This is a genomic window from Escherichia sp. MOD1-EC4550, assembly GCF_963876935.1.
In the GTDB taxonomy this organism is placed as follows: domain Bacteria; phylum Pseudomonadota; class Gammaproteobacteria; order Enterobacterales; family Enterobacteriaceae; genus Escherichia; species Escherichia coli_F.
In genome coordinates, this window is record NZ_CAWNSE010000016.1 from 291,662 (window position 1) to 312,008 (window position 20,347).

General features: G+C 51.9%; 15 protein-coding genes and 1 riboswitch. Of the genes, 5 read left to right on the forward strand and 10 right to left on the reverse strand.

The genetic code is table 11. The features are described 5' to 3' along the window. Positions 1–25: 25 nt before the first annotated feature. Together yjbE and pgi are read right to left on the reverse strand one after the other, a co-directional pair. Positions 26–268 (reverse strand): exopolysaccharide production protein YjbE, encoded by a 243-nt coding sequence (gene yjbE, locus AACU19_RS14555; RefSeq protein WP_000757333.1) that lies wholly within the window; start codon positions 266–268, stop codon positions 26–28. A 354-nt stretch (positions 269–622) separates the two neighbouring features. Next, entirely contained in the window at positions 623–2,272 is a 1,650-nt protein-coding gene (pgi, locus tag AACU19_RS14560; RefSeq protein WP_105279087.1) for a glucose-6-phosphate isomerase, read from the reverse strand. Positions 2,273–2,508: 236 nt separating this feature from the next. Beyond that, positions 2,509–2,705: riboswitch (Lysine riboswitch) on the forward strand. A gap of 91 nt (positions 2,706–2,796) precedes the next feature. On the opposite strand from pgi, the gene lysC reads away from it, so the two are divergent. Next, positions 2,797–4,146 carry a lysine-sensitive aspartokinase 3 gene (gene lysC / locus AACU19_RS14565; protein ID WP_001290305.1) on the forward strand — a complete coding sequence of 450 codons (1,350 nt, stop codon included), beginning with the start codon at positions 2,797–2,799 and terminating at the stop codon, positions 4,144–4,146. A gap of 251 nt (positions 4,147–4,397) precedes the next feature. Then, the gene (locus AACU19_RS14570) at positions 4,398–4,670 is read left to right on the forward strand and encodes a DUF3811 domain-containing protein (protein WP_105279088.1); all 273 of its coding nucleotides are present in this window, start codon (positions 4,398–4,400) and stop codon (positions 4,668–4,670) included. Here the strand turns inward: AACU19_RS14570 and rluF are convergent, their stop codons facing one another. Beyond that, positions 4,671–5,543: a 23S rRNA pseudouridine(2604) synthase RluF gene (gene rluF / locus AACU19_RS14575; RefSeq protein WP_000936373.1), complete on the reverse strand. Its 873-nt coding sequence runs from the start codon at positions 5,541–5,543 to the stop codon at positions 4,671–4,673. A gap of 211 nt (positions 5,544–5,754) precedes the next feature. On the opposite strand from rluF, the gene pepE reads away from it, so the two are divergent. Beyond that, a complete protein-coding gene (pepE, locus tag AACU19_RS14580; protein ID WP_000421763.1) occupies positions 5,755–6,444 on the forward strand; it encodes a dipeptidase PepE in 690 nt (229 codons plus the stop codon). An 89-nt stretch (positions 6,445–6,533) separates the two neighbouring features. Here pepE and AACU19_RS14585 read toward each other — a convergent pair whose 3' ends face one another. After that, positions 6,534–8,165: a Na/Pi cotransporter family protein gene (locus tag AACU19_RS14585; protein ID WP_105277319.1), complete on the reverse strand. Its 1,632-nt coding sequence runs from the start codon at positions 8,163–8,165 to the stop codon at positions 6,534–6,536. A gap of 219 nt (positions 8,166–8,384) precedes the next feature. Then, complete coding sequence (gene metH / locus AACU19_RS14590; protein WP_105279089.1) at positions 8,385–12,068, reverse strand: methionine synthase; 3,684 nt, start codon at positions 12,066–12,068, stop codon at positions 8,385–8,387. Between the two features lie 199 nt (positions 12,069–12,267). Here metH and iclR point away from each other — a divergent pair, with 199 nt between their 5' ends. Further along, positions 12,268–13,092, forward strand: coding sequence for a glyoxylate bypass operon transcriptional repressor IclR (iclR, locus tag AACU19_RS14595; protein ID WP_105279090.1), 825 nt, complete (start codon positions 12,268–12,270; stop codon positions 13,090–13,092). A gap of 16 nt (positions 13,093–13,108) precedes the next feature. Here iclR and aceK read toward each other — a convergent pair whose 3' ends face one another. From aceK to metA, 4 genes are all read right to left on the reverse strand, one after another. Further along, complete coding sequence (gene aceK / locus AACU19_RS14600; protein ID WP_105279091.1) at positions 13,109–14,833, reverse strand: bifunctional isocitrate dehydrogenase kinase/phosphatase; 1,725 nt, start codon at positions 14,831–14,833, stop codon at positions 13,109–13,111. Between the two features lie 222 nt (positions 14,834–15,055). Next, positions 15,056–16,360, reverse strand: a complete 1,305-nt coding sequence (aceA, locus tag AACU19_RS14605) for an isocitrate lyase (protein ID WP_000857853.1) — start codon at positions 16,358–16,360, stop codon at positions 15,056–15,058. Positions 16,361–16,389: 29 nt separating this feature from the next. Continuing rightward, on the reverse strand, positions 16,390–17,991 hold the full coding sequence (gene aceB / locus AACU19_RS14610; RefSeq protein ID WP_105279092.1) for a malate synthase A: 1,602 nt from the start codon (positions 17,989–17,991) through the stop codon (positions 16,390–16,392). A gap of 268 nt (positions 17,992–18,259) precedes the next feature. Continuing rightward, positions 18,260–19,189: a homoserine O-acetyltransferase MetA gene (gene metA, locus AACU19_RS14615; RefSeq protein ID WP_001122781.1), complete on the reverse strand. Its 930-nt coding sequence runs from the start codon at positions 19,187–19,189 to the stop codon at positions 18,260–18,262. A gap of 156 nt (positions 19,190–19,345) precedes the next feature. On the opposite strand from metA, the gene AACU19_RS14620 reads away from it, so the two are divergent. Next, positions 19,346–19,789 (forward strand): acetyltransferase, encoded by a 444-nt coding sequence (locus AACU19_RS14620; protein WP_088541567.1) that lies wholly within the window; start codon positions 19,346–19,348, stop codon positions 19,787–19,789. Positions 19,790–19,852: 63 nt separating this feature from the next. On the opposite strand, the gene AACU19_RS14625 is transcribed toward AACU19_RS14620, so the two are convergent. After that, a complete protein-coding gene (locus AACU19_RS14625) occupies positions 19,853–20,236 on the reverse strand; it encodes a YjaA family stress response protein (protein WP_001353546.1) in 384 nt (127 codons plus the stop codon). Positions 20,237–20,347: the final 111 nt, after the last annotated feature.

Below are 20,347 nucleotides of genomic sequence, written 5' to 3' on the forward strand. Positions count from 1 at the left end.
AATTATTTTGGGGATACATACTTTATTACTGGGTACTGGTGGTCGTGGTTGTTGTGGTCCCGGTATTAGAACCATCACCGCCACCGGTTGCCGCGAGCGCGACACCCACCGCCGAGCTTACGGTGCTGACGCTGGTCGCGGAGGAACTACCCGCCGAAACCGACGTTGCTGCCGATCCTGCCGCTTCGCCCACCTGTACAGGTGCAGCCCACGCAGAAGTCGCCGCAAGCGCAGATATGGCAAAAATGCCATACAGAACTTTTTTCATAACAATTTCCCTTCATTGAATGAATGGAGATTTACCCAAAAACATTTCGGGCGGGATCGAGTATACACAACTAAAGCATGCGAATTACGGCGCGGGGAATTAGTGATGGGGTTTTAAGATAATTGGAATGATTATCAAATATAAGTTTCAGCTTATATATAAATAAGATTAAAAATCAAAAAGTTAAAATAAAATCAAAAATAATTAACCTACGTATCTTCCGAAATCAATCATGATTAAAAATCTATTTTAGGATTAACCTCACGGTATGATTTTCGTTAAATCACAGACAAGGGGATTTATCTGATAAAACAATGCCGACTTATAGTCGGCATTGTTATTACGGTTATTTAATTAACCGCGCCACGCTTTATAGCGGTTAATCAGACCATTGGTCGAGCTATCGTGGCTGCTGATTTCTTTATCATCTTTCAGCTCTGGCAGAATACGGTTCGCCAGCTGTTTACCCAGCTCCACGCCCCACTGGTCGAAGGTGAAGATGTTCAGGATCACGCCCTGAGTAAAGATTTTGTGCTCATACAGCGCAATCAACGCACCCAGGCTGAACGGAGTGATTTCGCGCAGCAGGATAGAGTTGGTTGGGCGGTTACCTTCGAACACTTTGAACGGTACCACGTAGTCAAGCGTTGCCGGATCTTTACCCTGATCGCGATATTCCTGCTCAACCACTTCGCGGGATTTACCAAACGCCAGCGCTTCGGTCTGAGCGAAGAAGTTAGACAGCAGTTTCTGGTGATGATCAGAGAGCGGGTTATGGGTGATAGCCGGAGCGATGAAATCGCACGGTACCATTTTGGTTCCCTGGTGGATCAGCTGGTAGAACGCGTGCTGACCGTTAGTGCCTGGTTCACCCCAGATAATCGGGCCAGTCTGGTAATCCACAACGTTACCGTTACGGTCAACATACTTACCGTTGGACTCCATATTGCCCTGCTGGAAGTACGCTGCGAAACGGTGCATATACTGGTCGTACGGCAGAATCGCTTCAGTTTCCGCGCCAAAGAAATTGTTGTACCAGATGCCGATCAGCGCCAGCAGTACAGGCAGGTTTTTCTCTGCAGGTATGGTGGAGAAATGCTTGTCCATCGCGTGTGCGCCGGAAAGCAGTTCAACGAAGTTATCAAAGCCGATGGAGAGAACAATCGACAAGCCAATCGCTGACCATAAAGAGTAACGACCGCCGACCCAGTCCCAGAACTCGAACATGTTGGCGGTATCAATACCAAACTCACCAACGGCTTTGGCATTGGTTGAGAGCGCAGCAAAGTGTTTCGCAACGTGTTTCTCATCACCTGCCGCTTTCAGGAACCAGTCACGCGCGCTATGGGCGTTGGTCATGGTTTCCTGAGTGGTGAAGGTTTTAGATGCTACCAGGAACAGCGTGGTTTCCGGGTTTACTTTTTTCAGCACTTCCGCGATGTGAGTTCCATCGACGTTAGAAACAAAGTGCATGTTCAGGTGATTTTTGTACGGACGCAGTGCTTCGGTCACCATGAACGGCCCGAGGTCAGAACCACCGATCCCGATGTTCACTACGTCAGTGATTGCTTTGCCGGTATAGCCTTTCCACTCACCAGAAATAATCGCTTCCGAGAAGGTTTTCATCTTCTCCAGCACCGCGTTGACTTCCGGCATAACATCTTTGCCATCAACCAGAATCGGGGTATTGCTACGGTTACGCAGCGCTACGTGCAGAACAGCGCGGTTTTCGGTGCGGTTGATCTTCTCGCCAGAGAACATCGACTTAATCGCTCCCGCCAGATCGCACTCTTTCGCCAGATCTTGTAATTTCGCCAGCGTCTCTTCAGTGATGCGGTTTTTGGAGTAATCCACCAGCATCTGATCGTCGAAGGTTGCGGAGAACTTAGAAAAACGATCGCCGTCTTTAGCAAAAAGATCGGCGATCGTAACGTCTTTCATTTCATCGAAGTGTTTCTGTAGTGCCTGCCAGGCCGCGGTCTGCGTTGGATTGATGTTTTTCATTAGCAATACTCTTCTGATTTTGAGAATTGTGACTTTGGAAGATTGTAGCGCCAGTCACAGAAAAATGTGATGGTTTTAGTGCCGTTAGCGTAATGTTGAGTGTAAACCCTTATCGCGATGAAGCATTTATTAGTTGAACTACTGACCGCCAGGAGTGGATGAAAAATCCGCATGACCCCATCGTTGACAACCGCCCCGCTCACCCTTTATTTATAAATGTACTACCTGCGCTAGCGCAGGCCAGAAGAGGCGCGTTGCCCAAGTAACGGTGTTGGAGGAGCCAGTCCTGTGATAACACCTGAGGGGGTGCATCGCCGAGGTGATTGAACGGCTGGCCACGTTCATCATCGGCTACAGGGGCTGAATCCCCTGGGTTGTCACCAGAAGCGTTCGCAGTCGGGCGTTTCGCAAGTGGTGGAGCACTTCTGGGTGAAAATAGTAGCGAAGTATCGCTCTGCGCCCACCCGTCTTCCGCTCTTCCCTTGTGCCAAGGCTGAAAATGGATCCCCTGACACGAGGTAGTTATGTCTGAAATTGTTGTCTCCAAATTTGGCGGTACCAGCGTAGCTGATTTTGACGCGATGAACCGCAGTGCTGATATTGTGCTTTCTGATGCCAACGTACGTTTAGTTGTCCTCTCGGCTTCTGCTGGTATCACTAATCTACTGGTCGCTTTAGCTGAAGGACTGGAACCTGGCGAGCGATTCGAAAAACTCGACGCAATCCGCAATATCCAGTTTGCCATTCTGGAACGTCTGCGTTACCCGAACGTTATTCGTGAAGAGATTGAACGTCTGCTGGAGAACATTACTGTTCTGGCAGAAGCGGCGGCGCTGGCAACGTCTCCGGCGCTGACAGATGAACTGGTCAGCCACGGCGAGCTGATGTCGACCCTGCTGTTTGTTGAGATCCTGCGCGAACGCGATATTCAGGCACAGTGGTTTGATGTACGTAAAGTGATGCGTACTAATGACCGATTTGGTCGTGCAGAGCCAGACGTAGCCGCGCTGGCGGAACTGACCGCGCTGCAGCTGCTCCCGCGCCTCAATGAAGGCTTAGTGATCACCCAAGGATTTATCGGCAGCGAAAGTAAAGGTCGTACAACGACGCTTGGCCGTGGAGGCAGCGATTATACGGCAGCCTTGCTGGCGGAGGCCTTACACGCTTCTCGAGTTGATATCTGGACCGATGTCCCAGGCATCTACACCACCGATCCACGCGTGGTCACCGCAGCAAAACGTATTGATGAAATCGCGTTTGCCGAAGCGGCAGAGATGGCAACTTTTGGTGCAAAAGTACTGCATCCGGCAACATTGCTACCCGCAGTACGCAGCGATATTCCGGTGTTTGTCGGCTCCAGTAAAGACCCACGCGCAGGTGGTACGCTGGTGTGCAATAAAACTGAAAATCCGCCGCTGTTCCGTGCCCTGGCGCTTCGTCGTAATCAGACTCTGCTCACTTTGCACAGCCTGAATATGCTGCATTCTCGCGGTTTCCTCGCGGAAGTTTTCGGCATTCTCGCGCGGCATAATATTTCGGTGGATCTCATCACCACCTCCGAAGTGAGCGTGGCGTTGACACTTGATACCACCGGTTCCACCTCCACTGGCGATACGTTGCTGACGCAATCCCTGCTGATGGAGCTTTCCGCACTGTGCCGGGTAGAAGTGGAAGAAGGCCTGGCGCTGGTCGCGTTGATTGGCAATGACCTGTCAAAAGCCTGCGGCGTAGGCAAAGAGGTATTCGGCGTACTGGAACCGTTCAACATCCGCATGATTTGCTACGGCGCATCCAGCCATAACCTGTGCTTCCTGGTGCCCGGCGAAGATGCCGAGCAGGTGGTGCAGAAGCTGCATTTTAATTTGTTTGAGTAAACACAGTATGGTCCGAAAGACATTATTTCGGGCCGTATGTTTTTCTTGTCATTATGCCCATCAATAAACGAGTCTATTCCCTGTTAACCAGCATCTTTATCTAAGAATAATTACCTTTAATTTTTTATCTGCATCTCTAGCTAATTATCGAGAGAGATAAATATTTAAGAGAAGGCAAAATGAATATTATCAGTTCTGCTCGCAAAGGAATTCCCGTACACTGAACTCTCCGGCTCACTGAGGGCACCATCATGGCACTCCCCCGTATTACCCAAAAAGAGATGACTGAACGCGAGCAGCGCGAACTAAAAACATTGCTGGATCGCGCGCGGATTGCGCATGGTCGCGTACTGACCAACTCCGAAACCAACAGCATCAAGAAAGAGTACATCGATAAATTAATGGTTGAGCGTGAGGCTGAAGCAAAAAAAGCCCGCCAGTTGAAGAAAAAGCAGGCTTATAAACCAGATCCTGAAGTGTCGTTTAGCTGGTCGGCAAATACGTCGACGCGTGGTAGGCGCTGATTAGCGCCCCTTCTTTTTGCGCCCCGGCGAGGTAAAACGCTTACCGTTGGACGCCGGGCGACCGCCTTTTTCCGCCGTTTTTTCCATCTTAACGACTGGACGTTTGATGCCCGCCGTTTTCGGTTTGGCCTTCGCTTTGGGTTTTACCTCAGAAGTGGAATTCTCAATTAATTTAAAGAGATCAATTAGCTCATCGTCGGTTAAATCGCGCCACTCACCCAGCGGAATGCCGCTTAAACTGACGTTCATAATGCGCGTACGCTCCAGCTTTTTCACTTCGTAACCAAAGTGCTCGCACATGCGACGGATCTGACGGTTCAGTCCCTGCACCAGGGTAATGCGAAAAACAAACGGCGCTTCTTTTTTGACTTTGCACTTTTTCGTCACCGTCCCGAGGATCGGCACCCCCGCCCCCATACCACGAATAAATTCATCGGTAATCGGTTTATCGACCGTAACCAGATACTCTTTCTCATGATCGTTACCCGCACGGAGGATCTTATTCACCAGATCGCCGTGATTGGTGAGGAAAATCAGCCCCTGGGAATCTTTATCCAGGCGGCCAATCGGGAACACGCGTTTGCTGTGGTTAACAAAATCGACAATGTTATCGCGCTCGCCATCTTCGGTGGTGCTGACAATACCGACGGGCTTGTTCAGGGCGATAAGTACCAAATCTTCGGCTTCCCGAGGCTCAATCAACTGACCATTTACTTTCACAACGTCGCCGGGTTTCACCTGATCGCCAATGGTGGCTCGCTTGCCATTAAGGAACACATTGCCTTGCTCGATATAGCGATCCGCTTCGCGGCGTGAGCAAATTCCGCTTTCGCTGATGTATTTATTTAAACGGACTGATGAGTCGGGCAGCATAAATTCTCCTGTAAAAAACGGAATATACCGTACCTTTGGGTTGATAAAAAATAGTCATGAGCGAACTATTTGTTATTTCCATTGGCTTGAATTCGTTACCTGCTCAAATCACTTTCCAGAAGCAATGTGCGACATCGTGAGCCATGTCAGTAAGCGATTAAAATCACAGTGATAGCATGCCTCCCGTGATTTCTTACTAACCGGAGAAGTAATGGAACTGCTTTTATTGAGTAACTCGACGCTGCCGGGTAAAGCCTGGCTGGAACACGCGCTGCCGCTGATTGCTGAACAGTTGCAGGGTCGCCGTTCTGCGGTATTTATTCCTTTCGCTGGCGTAACGCAGACCTGGGATGATTACACAGCGAAAACGGCTGCGGTTCTCGCTCCGCTGGGTGTTTCTGTCACCGGTATTCATAGCGTTGTCGATCCCGTTGCCGCGATTGAAAATGCTGAGATCGTGATTGTCGGCGGCGGTAATACTTTCCAGTTGCTGAAACAGTGCCGCGAGCGCGGGCTGCTGGCACCAATTACTGACGTGGTGAAACGTGGCGCGCTGTATATTGGCTGGAGCGCAGGCGCTAACCTTGCTTGCCCAACCATTCGTACCACCAACGATATGCCGATTGTCGATCCGCAAGGTTTCGATGCGCTAAATCTGTTCCCGCTGCAAATCAACCCGCACTTCACCAACGCGCTGCCGGAAGGCCATAAAGGTGAAACCCGTGAGCAGCGTATTCGCGAACTGCTGGTCGTCGCGCCAGAACTGACGATTATTGGTCTGCCGGAAGGTAACTGGATCACAGTAAGTAAAGGTCACGCTACGCTGGGTGGCCCGAACACCACTTATGTGTTTAAGGCTGGTGAAGAAGCGGTTCCGCTGGAAGCGGGTCACCGTTTTTAAGTGAATTGCCGGATGCATGATCCGGCATCTTGTTCATAGTGCCTGATGCGACGCTTTACGCGTCTTATCAGGCCTTCAGGGTCACGGTATTAATACTCGTCCCGTCCTTCATCTTCATCCGGCTGTTCCAGCACACTGTAAGCCACCGAACAAAACAGCGAGTTCAAACGCTGCATATCGCCCAGTAAGCCTAAATGTAGCGAACTGGTTTCAATGCTCTGCACGTTTTGCTGATGCAGGCGATCGACGTGGGCGTGGGAATAGCGGCGATTAAGAATGCGAAAACGATGTTTGCTGCGGCGCAAACGACGGGCGCTGGTAACATCGCCAGAGAAGAAAACCGACATTGCCAGTTTTAAATTACTGAGCAATTGCTCATAGAGCGCATCCAGTTCCTTCAAGCCATCAAGCGAAAATGCTCGCCTTGCAGCCAGCGATTTGTCGGCAATTTCACTACCCATGCGCTCGACGATATCGGAGGCCTGTTCAAGGTTAAGCGACATTTCGATGATCTCCGCCCAGCGACGCGACTCTTCCTCCGCCAGCTCTTCTTTTGGCATTCGCGCCAGATACAGCTTAATAGCGGTATAGAGAACGTTGATGTCATCAGCCAGCTTACGCAGCTCTTTCTCCTGCCGTGGCTCGCCGTGCATCACTTTATTCAACCCTTCCATCATCTGTTCCATGGCGTCGCCAATGCGCAGGGTTTCGCGGGCAGCGTTCGCCAGAGCAAGCGTGGGCGTATCCAGCGCGCTGACATCCAGATGTTTAGGCCGTAGCTGGGTATCCAGTTCCGGTTCATCGCGAATAATCGTTTTGCAAAAACGTGCCATCGGTTCAACAAATGGCAGCATGACCAGGCAACGAACGAGGTTGTAGAAAACGTGGAAATAGATCACCAGTTCCGCTTTTGGCAATGACAACTTCCCCATTGTCTCTGCCAGCAAATGGACAAACGGCAGGATAATCAGACTACCCACCAGCTTAAACAGTAGGCTACCCAGCGCGACACGGCGAGCTGCGGCATTGGCGGCACTGTTGTTGAGCATCGCCAGCAAGCCGGAGCCGAGGTTAGCACCAATCACCAGACAAAGTGCCACGGGGAAGGAGATGATGCCTGCGGCGGTCAGAGTCGCGGTCAGCAGTACAGCAGCAAGGCTGGAGTAGCTGATAATGGCGAACATCGCGCCAATCAGCGCATCCAGCAGAATATCGCCGGTTAGCGAGGCAAAGATCACCTGAACGCCGTTTGCCTGGGTGATCGGCGTTACGGCCTGCACAATCAATTCCAGCGCCAGTAAAATCAGCCCAAGACCAATACCGACACGGCCTAGTTGCCCGGCGCGTGACTGTTTGCGGCCGAGGAAAAAAATCACGCCGATAAAAATAAGTAACGGTGACAGCCAGGATAAGTCGAAGGTGAGAATACGCGCCATTAGCGCCGTCCCGACATCTGCACCCAGCACAATCACCAGCGCAGGCGCGAGGGCAACCAGATCCTGAGCGACGAACGAAGTCACCAGCATGGTGGTAGCATTACTGCTCTGCACCAGTGCGGTAACGCCGATCCCCGCACAAAAGGCGAGCGGCTTTTTTTCGACGCTCCGGCTCAGAACGGTACGCAGACGTGCGCCGAAGACGCGCATTACGCCTGTTCGAACAATATGTGTCCCCCAGACCAACAGGGCGACGGCAGAAAGCAGGTGAAGCAGCGTTAACACGAGTTCAGGTTCTCCTTATCGTTATATGTTCCTGAAGCAATTGAATGACCAAAGGACCGGAAACACGCTGACTGAAATCTTTATCGTGACTTTTGACATTCGTTTTTCCGGCTAAGATTATTCCAGCCTGATTCCAGTATAAGTGTTTCATATTAATAAAGAGACAGGGCACTCATTGAGCGCCCTGTTTGTTGTAAGGAAAAGTGACAGATTTGTGAATCAGTCCGCGTCATACCCCAGATTCGGTGCCAGCCAGCGTTCAACATCTGAGACGCTCATACCTTTACGGCGGGCATAGTCTTCGACCTGATCGCGCTGAATTTGCGCTACCGCGTAGTACTTGCTGTCCGGGTGGCTGAAGTACCAACCCGAAACCGATGCACCGGGCCACATGGCGAAAGATTCTGTAAGTTTCATGCCGGTATGTTTTTCCACTTCCAGCAACTCCCAGATGGTGGCTTTTTCCGTATGTTCCGGGCAGGCCGGGTAGCCTGGTGCCGGGCGGATTCCCTGATAGTTTTCGCGGATCAGCTCTTCGTTGCTGAGGTTCTCGTTCGGCGCATAGCCCCAGTAGACTTTACGCACACGCTCATGGAGATACTCCGCAAACGCTTCGGCTAAACGGTCGGCAAGCGCTTTCACCATGATTTTGTTGTAATCATCGTGCTGCGCTTCGAAAGCATCAGCCAGTGCGTCCTCTTCCAGCCCGCCGGTCACAGCAAATGCGCCAATGTAATCTGCTTTACCAGAAAGCTTCGGCGCAACGAAGTCAGCGAGACAGTAGTTAGCGAAGCCCGTTTTTTCGGTCTGTTGACGCAGATGGTGGCTGACGTTGATCACATGGGTACGCGTTTCGTCACGGTAGATTTCAATGTCATCGCCCACACGGTTTGCCGGGAACAGCCCCACCACGCCACGCGGATTCAGCGTTTTCTCGGCGCTTAATTTATCCAGCATGTCATTGGCGTCTTTAAACAGGCGCTTCGCCTCTTCACCCACCACTTCATCTTCCAGAATGCGCGGATACTTCCCAGCCAGTGACCAGGTCATAAAGAACGGCGTCCAGTCGATGTAATTACGCAGCGTTTCGATGCTGGCTTCGACTTCCTGCACGCCGAGACGGTGCGCCACCGGCGGCGTATAAGCCTGCCAGTCAAAAGCGAAATCGTTATCGCGCGCCGCTTCCAGCGTGACTGGCGGTGTGCGCGGTTTCTTGCGCCCATGTTGAATACGTACGGTTTCGTACTCTTTACGGGTACGAGCGACAAAATCATCACGCTGAGTGTCAGAAAGCAGCGCCGCCACCACACCAACGGTGCGTGAGGCGTTCTGCACATACACCGTCGGGCCACTGTAGTTTTGCTCGATTTTCACCGCCGTGTGCGCTTTAGAGGTGGTCGCGCCGCCGATCAGTAACGGAATGGTGAAACCCTGACGCTCCATCTCTTTCGCCACGTTAACCATTTCATCCAGCGACGGCGTGATAAGCCCCGAAAGGCCAATCAAATCAGCATTCACTTCTTTGGCGGTACGGAGAATTTTTTCCGCAGGCACCATCACGCCGAGATCAACAATTTCGTAGTTGTTACATTGCAGCACCACGCCAACGATATTTTTACCGATATCGTGGACGTCACCCTTCACTGTAGCGATCACCATCTTGCCATTAGTTTTGCCCTGCTCTTTGCTGGCTTCTATGAATGGTTCGAGGTAAGCCACCGCCTGCTTCATCACACGCGCCGATTTGACCACCTGCGGCAGGAACATTTTGCCTTCGCCAAACAGATCGCCGACCACGTTCATGCCGTCCATCAACGGGCCTTCAATCACTTCAATCGGGCGCGTAGCCTGCTGACGGGCTTCTTCGGTGTCCTGTTCAATAAATTCGGTAATACCTTTGACCAGCGAGTACTCCAGGCGTTTATTCACTTCCCACGAGCGCCACTCCGCCTGCTGGGCGTTGGCGGTGTCGTCGGTTTTGCTGCCGCGATATTTCTCGGCAAGCTCCAGTAAACGCTCGGTGCCATCGTCGCGACGATTAAGAATCACATCTTCCACCGCGTCGCGCAGTTCAGCGGGTAGGTCGTCGTAAATCGCCAGTTGCCCGGCGTTGACGATCCCCATATCCATGCCATTGCGAATAGCGTAGTAGAGGAACACCGCGTGAATGGCTTCGCGCACCGGATCGTTGCCACGGAATGAGAACGAAACGTTAGAAACGCCGCCGGAGATCAGCGCGTGCGGCAGTTCACGTTTGATGTCTTCACACGCGCCAATAAAGTCCTGCGCGTAGTTGTTGTGCTCTTCAATTCCTGTGGCAACCGCGAAGATGTTCGGGTCAAAAATGATATCTTCCGGCGGGAAGCCGACTTCCTCGGTAAGGATTTTGTACGCCCGACGGCAAATCTCGATTTTCCGTGCGCGGGTATCGGCCTGGCCCTGTTCGTCAAAGGCCATCACCACTACTGCCGCACCGTAGCGACGCAACAGTTTCGCGTGATGGATAAAGGCGTCGACGCCCTCTTTCATTGAGATCGAGTTAACAATGCCTTTGCCCTGAATACACTTCAGCCCTTTTTCGATAACGTCCCATTTTGAGGAGTCGATCATAATCGGCACGCGAGCGATATCCGGTTCACCGGCAATCAGATTGAGAAAACGCACCATCGCCGCTTCGGCGTCGAGCATCCCTTCATCCATATTGATATCGATAATCTGCGCGCCGTTTTCCACCTGCTGGCGGGCCACATCCAGCGCCTCGCTGTATTTCTCTTCTTTGATCAGGCGCTTGAACTTAGCGGAACCGGTGACGTTGGTGCGTTCACCGACGTTCACAAACAGGCTGTCGTCGCCAATGTTCAGCGGCTCCAGGCCAGACAAACGGCAGGCTACGGGAATTTCCGGCAGTTTGCGCGGCGCTAATCCTTCTACAGCACGACTCATCGCTGCAATATGTTGTGGCGTGGTGCCACAGCAGCCGCCGACGATATTGAGAAAGCCCGCTTGTGCCCATTCACGTATTTGTTTTGCCATCGTGTCGGCGTCGAGATCGTATTCACCAAAGGCGTTGGGCAGCCCGGCGTTCGGGTGCGCGGTGACGTAGCATTCCGCAATCCGTGACAGCTCCTGCACGTACTGCCGCAGTTCATCTGGCCCCAGCGCACAGTTCAGGCCGAAAGTCAGCGCTTCGGCGTGGCGCAATGAGTTGTAAAATGCTTCGGTGGTCTGCCCGGAGAGCGTGCGCCCGGAGGCGTCGGTGATGGTGCCGGAGATCATAATCGGCAGTTCAACGCCCAGCGCTTCGAACTCCGTTTTCACCGCAAAGACCGCCGCTTTGGCGTTAAGGGTGTCGAAAACGGTTTCAATCAGGATCAGATCCGCGCCACCTTCCACCAGCGCTTTGGTGGATTCGCGATAGGCCGCCACCAGCTGGTCAAAAGTGATGTTGCGGAATGCCGGATCGTTTACGTCCGGAGATATAGACGCCGTGCGGTTGGTTGGACCGAGAACACCGGCAACGTAGCGCGGTTTCTCCGGCGTGCGGGCAGTCCACTCGTCAGCACAAGCGCGAGCCAGTTTCGCCGCCGCAAAGTTGATTTCCGCCGACAGGGATTCCATCTGGTAATCCGCCATCGCAATGGTCGTGGAGTTGAAGGTGTTGGTTTCGATGATATCCGCACCCGCTTCAAAGTAGGCGTTGTGGATAGCGGCGATCACTTCCGGTTTGCTGAGCACCAGTAGGTCGTTGTTGCCTTTGAGATCGCATGGCCAGTCGGCAAAGCGTTCACCACGAAAATCGGCTTCGTTCAGTCGATAGCTCTGGATCATAGTGCCCATACCGCCGTCCAGCACCAGAATACGTTCATTTAACTGCGCACGCAGTTGTTCCACTTTGCTGCTCACACTTGCTCCCGACACGCTCAACCCAGATTTAATAAAAATTCAACAAACCATACTGGCATAAACGCATCTGTGGTAAAAGCGACCACCACGCAACATGAGATTTGTTCAACATTAACTCATCGGATCAGTGTGGCAACTATTGCATTAGATAGCAATAAAAATGAAAATGATTTCCACGATACAGAAAAAGGAGGCTGTCATGGTCGCACCTGTTCCCGCAAAACGCGGCAGAAAACCCGCCGCTGCCACCGCCCCCGCTACCGGGCAAGTACAGTCTTTAACGCGTGGCCTGAAATTACTGGAATGGATAGCCGAATCCAATGGCAGTGTGGCACTCACGGAACTGGCACAGCAAGCCGGATTGCCTAATTCCACGACCCATCGCTTGCTAACCACGATGCAACAACAGGGCTTTGTGCGTCAGGTTGGCGAACTGGGTCACTGGGCAATCGGCGCACATGCCTTTATGGTCGGCAGCAGCTTTCTCCAGAGCCGTAATTTGTTAGCCATTGTTCACCCTATCCTGCGCAATCTAATGGAAGAGTCTGGCGAAACGGTAAATATGGCGGTGCTTGATCAAAGCGATCACGAAGCGATTATTATCGACCAGGTACAGTGTACGCACCTGATGCGTATGTCCGCCCCTATTGGCGGTAAATTACCGATGCACGCTTCCGGTGCGGGTAAAGCCTTTTTAGCCCAACTGAGCGAAGAACAGGTGACGAAGCTGCTGCACCGCAAAGGGTTACATGCCTATACCCACGCAACACTGGTGTCTCCTGTACATTTAAAAGAAGATCTCGCCCAAACGCGAAAACGGGGTTATTCATTTGACGATGAGGAACATGCGCTGGGGCTGCGTTGCCTCGCAGCGTGTATTTTCGACGAGCACCGCGAACCATTTGCGGCAATTTCGATTTCCGGGCCGATTTCACGTATTACCGATGATCGCGTAACCGAGTTTGGTGCGATGGTGATTAAAGCTGCGAAGGAAGTGACGCTGGCGTACAGCGGGATGCGGTGACATTTTCGCCTCTGATTTATACGAATCGCACGCTAAACCGTTGCCTGCGCCGGTACGCATAAACATCTTCCACATGCCCTTCACGTATGCGGTTTTGTAGTGCGCGCCAGTAATCGGCGCGGAACAGGTCGGCGTGCATCTCTTCAAACAGCGGACCAATACGCGGGTCGGCACATAGCCAGTGGCGAAATTCTTCCGGGAAAACATCGCCCGGCAAGACGCTGTACCACGGTTCGCTGGCAAGTTCGTCTTCCGGGTAGCGCGACGGTGGGATGTCGCGGAAGTTTACTTCCGTCATGTAGCAAATTTCATCGTAATCATAAAACACCACGCGCCCGTGACGGGTGACACCGAAGTTTTTAAACAGCATGTCGCCGGGGAAGATGTTGGCGGCAGCAAGCTGGCGAATGGCGTTGCCGTATTCTTCAATGGCGTCGCGCAACTGCTGACCTTCCACTTGTTCCAGCCAGATATTGAGCGGCACCATCCGCCGCTCAATATAAAGATGGCGAATCACAATTTGTTCGCCGAGATCGGTGATTTTTTCCGCTGCTTCCTGGAGCAGTAATGCCATTAATGCCGGGGAAATATGCCGCTTCTCCAGCACAAAGTTTTCAAACTCCTGGGTGTCCGCCATTCGGCCCACGCGATCGTGCTCTTTCACCAGTTGGTAGCAGGCACGAACGTGAGCTGCAGACATCTCTTTCTGCGGCGCGAACTTGTCTTTAATCACTTTGAACACCCGATCAAAACCCGGCAGCGTAAACACCAACATCACCATGCCACGAATACCCGGCGCTTCAATGAACTGCTCATTACAGCCCTGTAGATAAACGAGATATTCGCGGTAGCTCTCGGTTTTAGCGTGCTTCTGGCAGCCGATAGCCATATACAATTCTGCGGTCGTTTTACCTGGCAGAATTTCCCGTAGCCACTCGACCAGTGCTGCGGGCAGCGGTGCATAAACCATAAAATAAGAGCGTGCGAAGCCAAAGACGATGCTCGCTTCGGCGGTCGTCGTCAGGCAAGTATCAATAAATAACTCACCGTCGTCCGTCTGGTGGATCGGCAGCAAAAATGGCAATGTGCCGGAAGGCGTGATCAGTTTGCCCACCAGCCAGGCGGCTTTATTGCGATAAAACAGTTCGTTCGCCACCTGTAAATGACTTTCCGCGAGGTTGTCTGTCCCCAGCGTTTCTGTCAGATGGCGAATGATGTAATGAATGTCACGGCTTTTATTTTGCCAGCGCAGACGCAGCGGCAGATCGCTGATAACGCGCATTAGCAGAGATTCCCAGCCGTGATCGGGGTGAAAGTCTTTCGCCAGCGGGCGGGGAATGGTACGAAAACGGCGCTCTGGCTGGGAGGTAAAGATAAAAAGCCGCTCGGGAGTAAGCGAGCGGTGGTCAAATAACCGACAGTACACGGAGTTAAAAAAGCTCTCCGCAATCTCGAAGCGCGGGTAATCCGGCAACAGCCGGGTGTAATGCTCTTTAACGCGCAGTAAAAATGCCGCGTCCGTGCTTTGGCCGTTGGTAATGCAGCGCAGTTGCTCCACCACCAGACCCACGTGATGATCGTAAAGATGGATACGGTTTTTCATCGCCTGCTGGACAGCGTGCCAGTCGGCTTGTTCGAAACGCTGCTGCGCCCCGGAAGTCACTTCGAGGAATCGACCATACTGAGCGTCGAAGCCTTGCAGAATGGTTTGTGCAATCAGTAATTCCAGGCCACGCGGCATTTGTTGCCCTCATCAGGAGCAGTGAATTGCCGGATAAGACGCGCAAATCGTCGCATCAGGCGTTGATTGCCGGATGCGGCGTGAACGCCTTATCCAGCCTACGGTCAGCAACGGTTGTAGGCCTAATAAGACGCGCAAGCGTCGCATCAGGCATCGTGCACCGATTGCCGGATGCGGCGTGAACGCCTTATCCGACCTACAGTCAGCAACGGTTGTTGTTGCTTAGAACTGCGATTCTTCGGTGGAGCCGGTCAGCGCGGTGACTGAAGACGTGCCGCCCTGAATAATGGTCGTCACTTTATCGAAATAACCTGTACCCACTTCCTGCTGGTGAGATACGAAGGTATAGCCATCTTTCGCGGCGGCAAATTCCGGCTGCTGCACTTTCTCAACATAGTGCTTCATACCCTCGCCCTGGGCATAGGCGTTTGCCAGGTCAAACATGTTGAACCACATGCTGTGGATGCCTGCCAGGGTGATGAACTGGAACTTGTAGCCCATATCCGACAGCTGCTGCTGGAAGCTGGCAATAGTTTTGTCGTCGAGATTTTTCTGCCAGTTGAAGGACGGCGAGCAGTTATAAGCCAGCAGTTTGCCTGGATATTTCGCGTGGATAGCTTCCGCAAAGCGACGCGCCAGTTCCAGATCCGGCGTAGAGGTTTCACACCAAACCAGGTCAGCATATGGCGCATACGCCAGGCCACGGCTGATCGCTTGTTCAATACCTGCATGAGTACGGAAGAAGCCTTCGCTGGTACGCTCGCCGGTAATAAATTCGCTGTCATATGGGTCGCAATCGGAGGTAATCAGATCCGCCGCATCGGCATCGGTACGAGCAACCAGCAGGGTTGGAACGCCCGTCACGTCAGCTGCCAGACGCGCCGCGACCAGTTTCTGAATAGCTTCCTGAGTTGGCACTAAAACTTTGCCGCCCATGTGACCGCATTTCTTCACTGATGCCAGCTGATCTTCGAAGTGAACTGCCGCTGCACCGGCTTCAATCATCGCTTTCATCAGTTCAAAGGCATTCAGGACACCGCCAAAACCGGCTTCCGCATCGGCAACGATCGGCAGGAAGTAATCGACATAGCGCGGATCGCCCGGCTCAATGCCCGCGGACCATTGGATCTGATCGGCACGACGGAAGGTGTTGTTGATCCGCTCCACCACAGCTGGCACCGAGTTTGCCGGATAGAGCGACTGATCCGGATACATGCTGGCCGCCAGGTTAGCGTCCGCCGCTACCTGCCATCCCGACAGATAGACTGCTTCAATACCCGCTTTCGCCTGTTGCAGCGCCTGACCGCCAGTCAGTGCACCGAGGCTGTTGATGTAGCCTTTTTTCGACTCGCCATGCAGCAGACGCCACATTTTCGCCGCGCCCAGTTGCGCCAGCGTGCATTCAGGATTGACTGAACCGCGTAATTTCACCACATCTTCCGCGCTGTATGGGCGAGTAATGCCTTCCCAACGCGGTTGAGTCCACTCTTTCTGTAATTCTTCAATTTGTTGTGTACGGGTTTTCATGTGCAGATGCTCCATAGTTATGTGGTGGTTTACGCTAACAGGCGGTAGCCTGGCAGGGTCAGGAAATCAATTAACTCATCGGAAGTGGTGATCTGTTCCATCAAGCGTGCGGCATCGTCAAAACGCCCCTGGGAGAAACGTTCTTCGCCCAGTTCGCTGGCAATGACTTTCATCTCTTCGCCAAGCATCTGGCGGAACAAGGCTTTGGTCACCGGTTTGCCATTGCTCAACGTTTTTTGATGATGGATCCACTGCCAGATTGAGGTACGGGAAATTTCAGCCGTCGCAGCATCTTCCATCAGGCCATAAATCGGCACACAGCCGTTGCCAGAAATCCACGCTTCGATGTACTGCACAGCCACGCGAATGTTGGCGCGCATACCTTCTTCGGTGCGTTCACCATCACAAGGTGCCAGCAGCTGATCGGCAGTAATCGGCGCGTCTTGTTCGCGCATCACTTCAAGCTGATTTTTACGGGAGCCGAGAATGTCGTTGAATACCGCCATTGCCGTGTCAGCAAGGCCAGGGTGGGCAATCCATGTGCCATCGTGACCGTTGTTGGCTTCCAGCGCTTTATCCGCTTTTACTTTGTTCAGCACCTGGTTATTGCGCTCTTCATCTTTGCTCGGAATAAACGCCGCCATGCCGCCCATCGCAAAAGCACCGCGTTTATGGCAGGTTTTTATCAACAGGCGTGAGTAAGCATTCAGGAATGGTTTATCCATCGTCACGGCCTGTCTGTCTGGCAGGACGCGATCAGGATAGTTTTTCAACGTTTTGATATAGCTGAAGATGTAATCCCAGCGACCGCAGTTCAGACCAACAATATGGTCACGCAACGCGTGAAGGATTTCGTCCATCTGGAACACAGCGGGCAGCGTTTCAATCAGCAACGTCGCCTTGATGGTGCCGCGCGGCAGATTAAAGCGATCTTCTGCATAGCTGAAGACTTCGCGCCACCAGGCCGCTTCCTGCCAGGACTGGGTTTTCGGCAGATAGAAATAGGGACCGCTGCCCTTTGCCAACAGGGCCTGATAGTTGTGGAAGAAATAGAGCGCAAAATCAAACAGGCTACCGGGGATTGCCTCACCACTCCAGGTGACATGTTTTTCCGGCAAGTGAAGACCGCGTACCCGACAAATCAAAACCGCTGGATTGGGCTTGAGCTGGTAAATTTTGCCTGCTTCATTGGTATAGCTGATGGTGCCGTTAACCGCATCGCGCAGGTTAATTTGCCCGTCGATCACTTTGTTCCAGTCTGGTGCCAGTGAATCTTCGAAATCGGCCATAAAGACTTTCACATTGGCGTTGAGCGCGTTGATCACCATCTTGCGCTCTACGGGTCCGGTAATCTCTACCCGACGATCTTCTAAGTCCGCAGGAATCCCACGAATTTTCCAGTCAGCATCACGAATGGAAGCTGTTTCCGAAATAAAATCAGGCAACGTTCCGTTATCGATATCCTGCTGCTGCTGAATGCGCGCTGCCAGAAGTTTATTGCGTTGTGGCGTAAAATGCGTCACCAGCTCAGTCAGAAACTCTACCGCTTCGGCAGTAAGAATTTGCTTCTCCTGCTCGCCATACGGCCTTGTGAAAACCAGTTCATCGGTTGTTGTTGCCTGTTCAGTCATCGTGCTGCTCCTCGTCATGGATCCGAAAACTTCCCCACTGTGAACGAAGGATCGTTGTGCGCTTTTCGTTCAGCACAACTAAGACTACTCATTTAAAATGCAAAATCAAAAACAATTTCCATTTTAAATAAAAATACATGTTAACCTATTGATAACAATATGAATAAAATTTATTCACCTTTTGAGGTGTGTTTCGGAAATAAAAAAGGCACCCGAAGGTGCCTGAGGTAAGGTGCTGAATCGCTTAACGATCGACTATCATAGAAGATTAATCCAACGTTGGATTCATGTGCCGTAGATCGTATGGCGTGATCTGGTAGACGTAATAGTTGAGCCAGTTGGTAAACAGCAAATTACCGTGACTACGCCAGCTCGCTCGCGGTGTATTTTGCGGATCATTATGCGGGAAATAGTTATACGGTACATCCGGGTCTAGTCCGGCTTCCACATCGCGGAAAAATTCCTGCGCCAGCGTATGTGCGTCGTATTCCGGATGCCCCGTCACAAAGGCAATGCGCTTATCTTTGCTGGCAAACAGATATGCATCCCCTTCTTCTGTCTCCGCCAGAATTTCCAGATCGGTATAATCACGAATCAACGCTGCCGGAAAGTCAGCATAGCGCGAATGCGGTGCCAGGAATGAATCATCAAAGCCACGCGTCAGAAGCGCATGAGGATGGAGAATATGATGCTCGTAAACGCCAGATAGTTTGTCGGTGCGGGTTTGCTTAGGAATGCCGTAGAGGATATTGAGCGCGGCCTGGACCGCCCAACAGACAAACAGCGTCGAGGTGACGTGATCTTTCGACCACTCCAGCACCTGTTTGATCTGCGGCCAGTAAGCGACATCATTAAACTCCACCAGGCCCAGCGGCGCGCCGGTAACTATCAGACCGTCAAAGTTTTGTTCCTGAATATCTTCAAAGTTACAGTAGAAGTTATTCAGATGCTCTGCGGGCGTGTTGCGCGATTCACGGGAATCGATGCGCAACAGCTGAATATCGACCTGCAAAGGTGAGTTTGAAAGCAGGCGCAAAAACTGATTTTCAGTTTCGATCTTCTTCGGCATCAGGTTAAGGATAAGCACCTTTAGCGGACGAATTTCCTGACCAGACGCGCGAGAAGTTGTCATCACAAAGACGTTTTCTTCACGCAAGAAATTGACGGCGGGTAGCTCGTCCGGCACACGAATCGGCATAACCTGATTACCTCACTACATACGCTTATACGTTTAGACATCCAGATAGCTGAAGATAACCAGAAAATTTGCCAATGTCGAGCCTGCATGTTGAAGGTGAGAAAGTTTCAAGGAAAAGGCTACGTTAGAATATAAGAATGACGAAAAGGAGAGAAAATGGTTATTAGTATTCGCCGCTCACGGCATGAGGAAGGGGAAGAACTGGTTGCGATTTGGTGCCGTTCTGTCGATGCCACTCACGATTTTTTATCAGCAGAGTATCGGGCCGAGCTGGAAGAGCTGGTGCGTTCCTTCCTGCCGGAAGCGCCGTTGTGGGTCGCGGTTAATGAGCGGGATCGGCCGGTTGGGTTTATGTTGTTAAGTGGGCAGCATATGGATGCGCTGTTTATCGATCCTGATGTGCGCGGCTGCGGCGTGGGTCGGATGCTGGTGGAACATGCGCTCTCGATAGCACCGGAACTGACAACCAATGTTAATGAGCAAAATGCCCGGGCGGTAGGGTTCTATAAGAAGTTGGGATTTAAGGTTACGGGACGCTCTGAGGTGGACGATTTGGGGAAACCGTATCCGTTGCTGAATCTGGCGTATGTGGAGGCGTAGGCAATTTTTTTCTCATCCCGGTGAGCTGAACTTCAGGTTTCGTACCCACCAATGGTGACATGATTATTTCTGCTTAAGCATTGCCATGACCGCACTATCACTGAGCACCACTGATTGCGCATGGATGTGGAAATGGCGATATTTCATTAACGTTGCACCAGCGACCACTTCATGAAGAATGCGTTCCTCAACCTGTGACAAACCGCCCTCATTCATTTCCAGCGCGCTCACAACAATATCCATACGTTTTGCTGGCAAAAAAGAGTACCAGGGTGAACGTGGGTGGAGTTGCAAAACAAGATCTTGCAGAACTTTTTCTGCAACAAAGAAATTGGCGATTAACAGGCGCTGGTTACTGAAGGCAGCCTCTCCTGACACTTCACGTTTGCTTTCAAGATCGCGAACAGTAATTTGATTACGACGAATTTGGATATACAGAACTGACATGAGATTCCCTTCATCATGCAAATAATTGATATGCAAAAAACCCCGGCCTTATGGACCGGGGTTTTTCTAATTTGATGCCTGGCAGTTCCCTACTCTCGCATGGGGAGACCC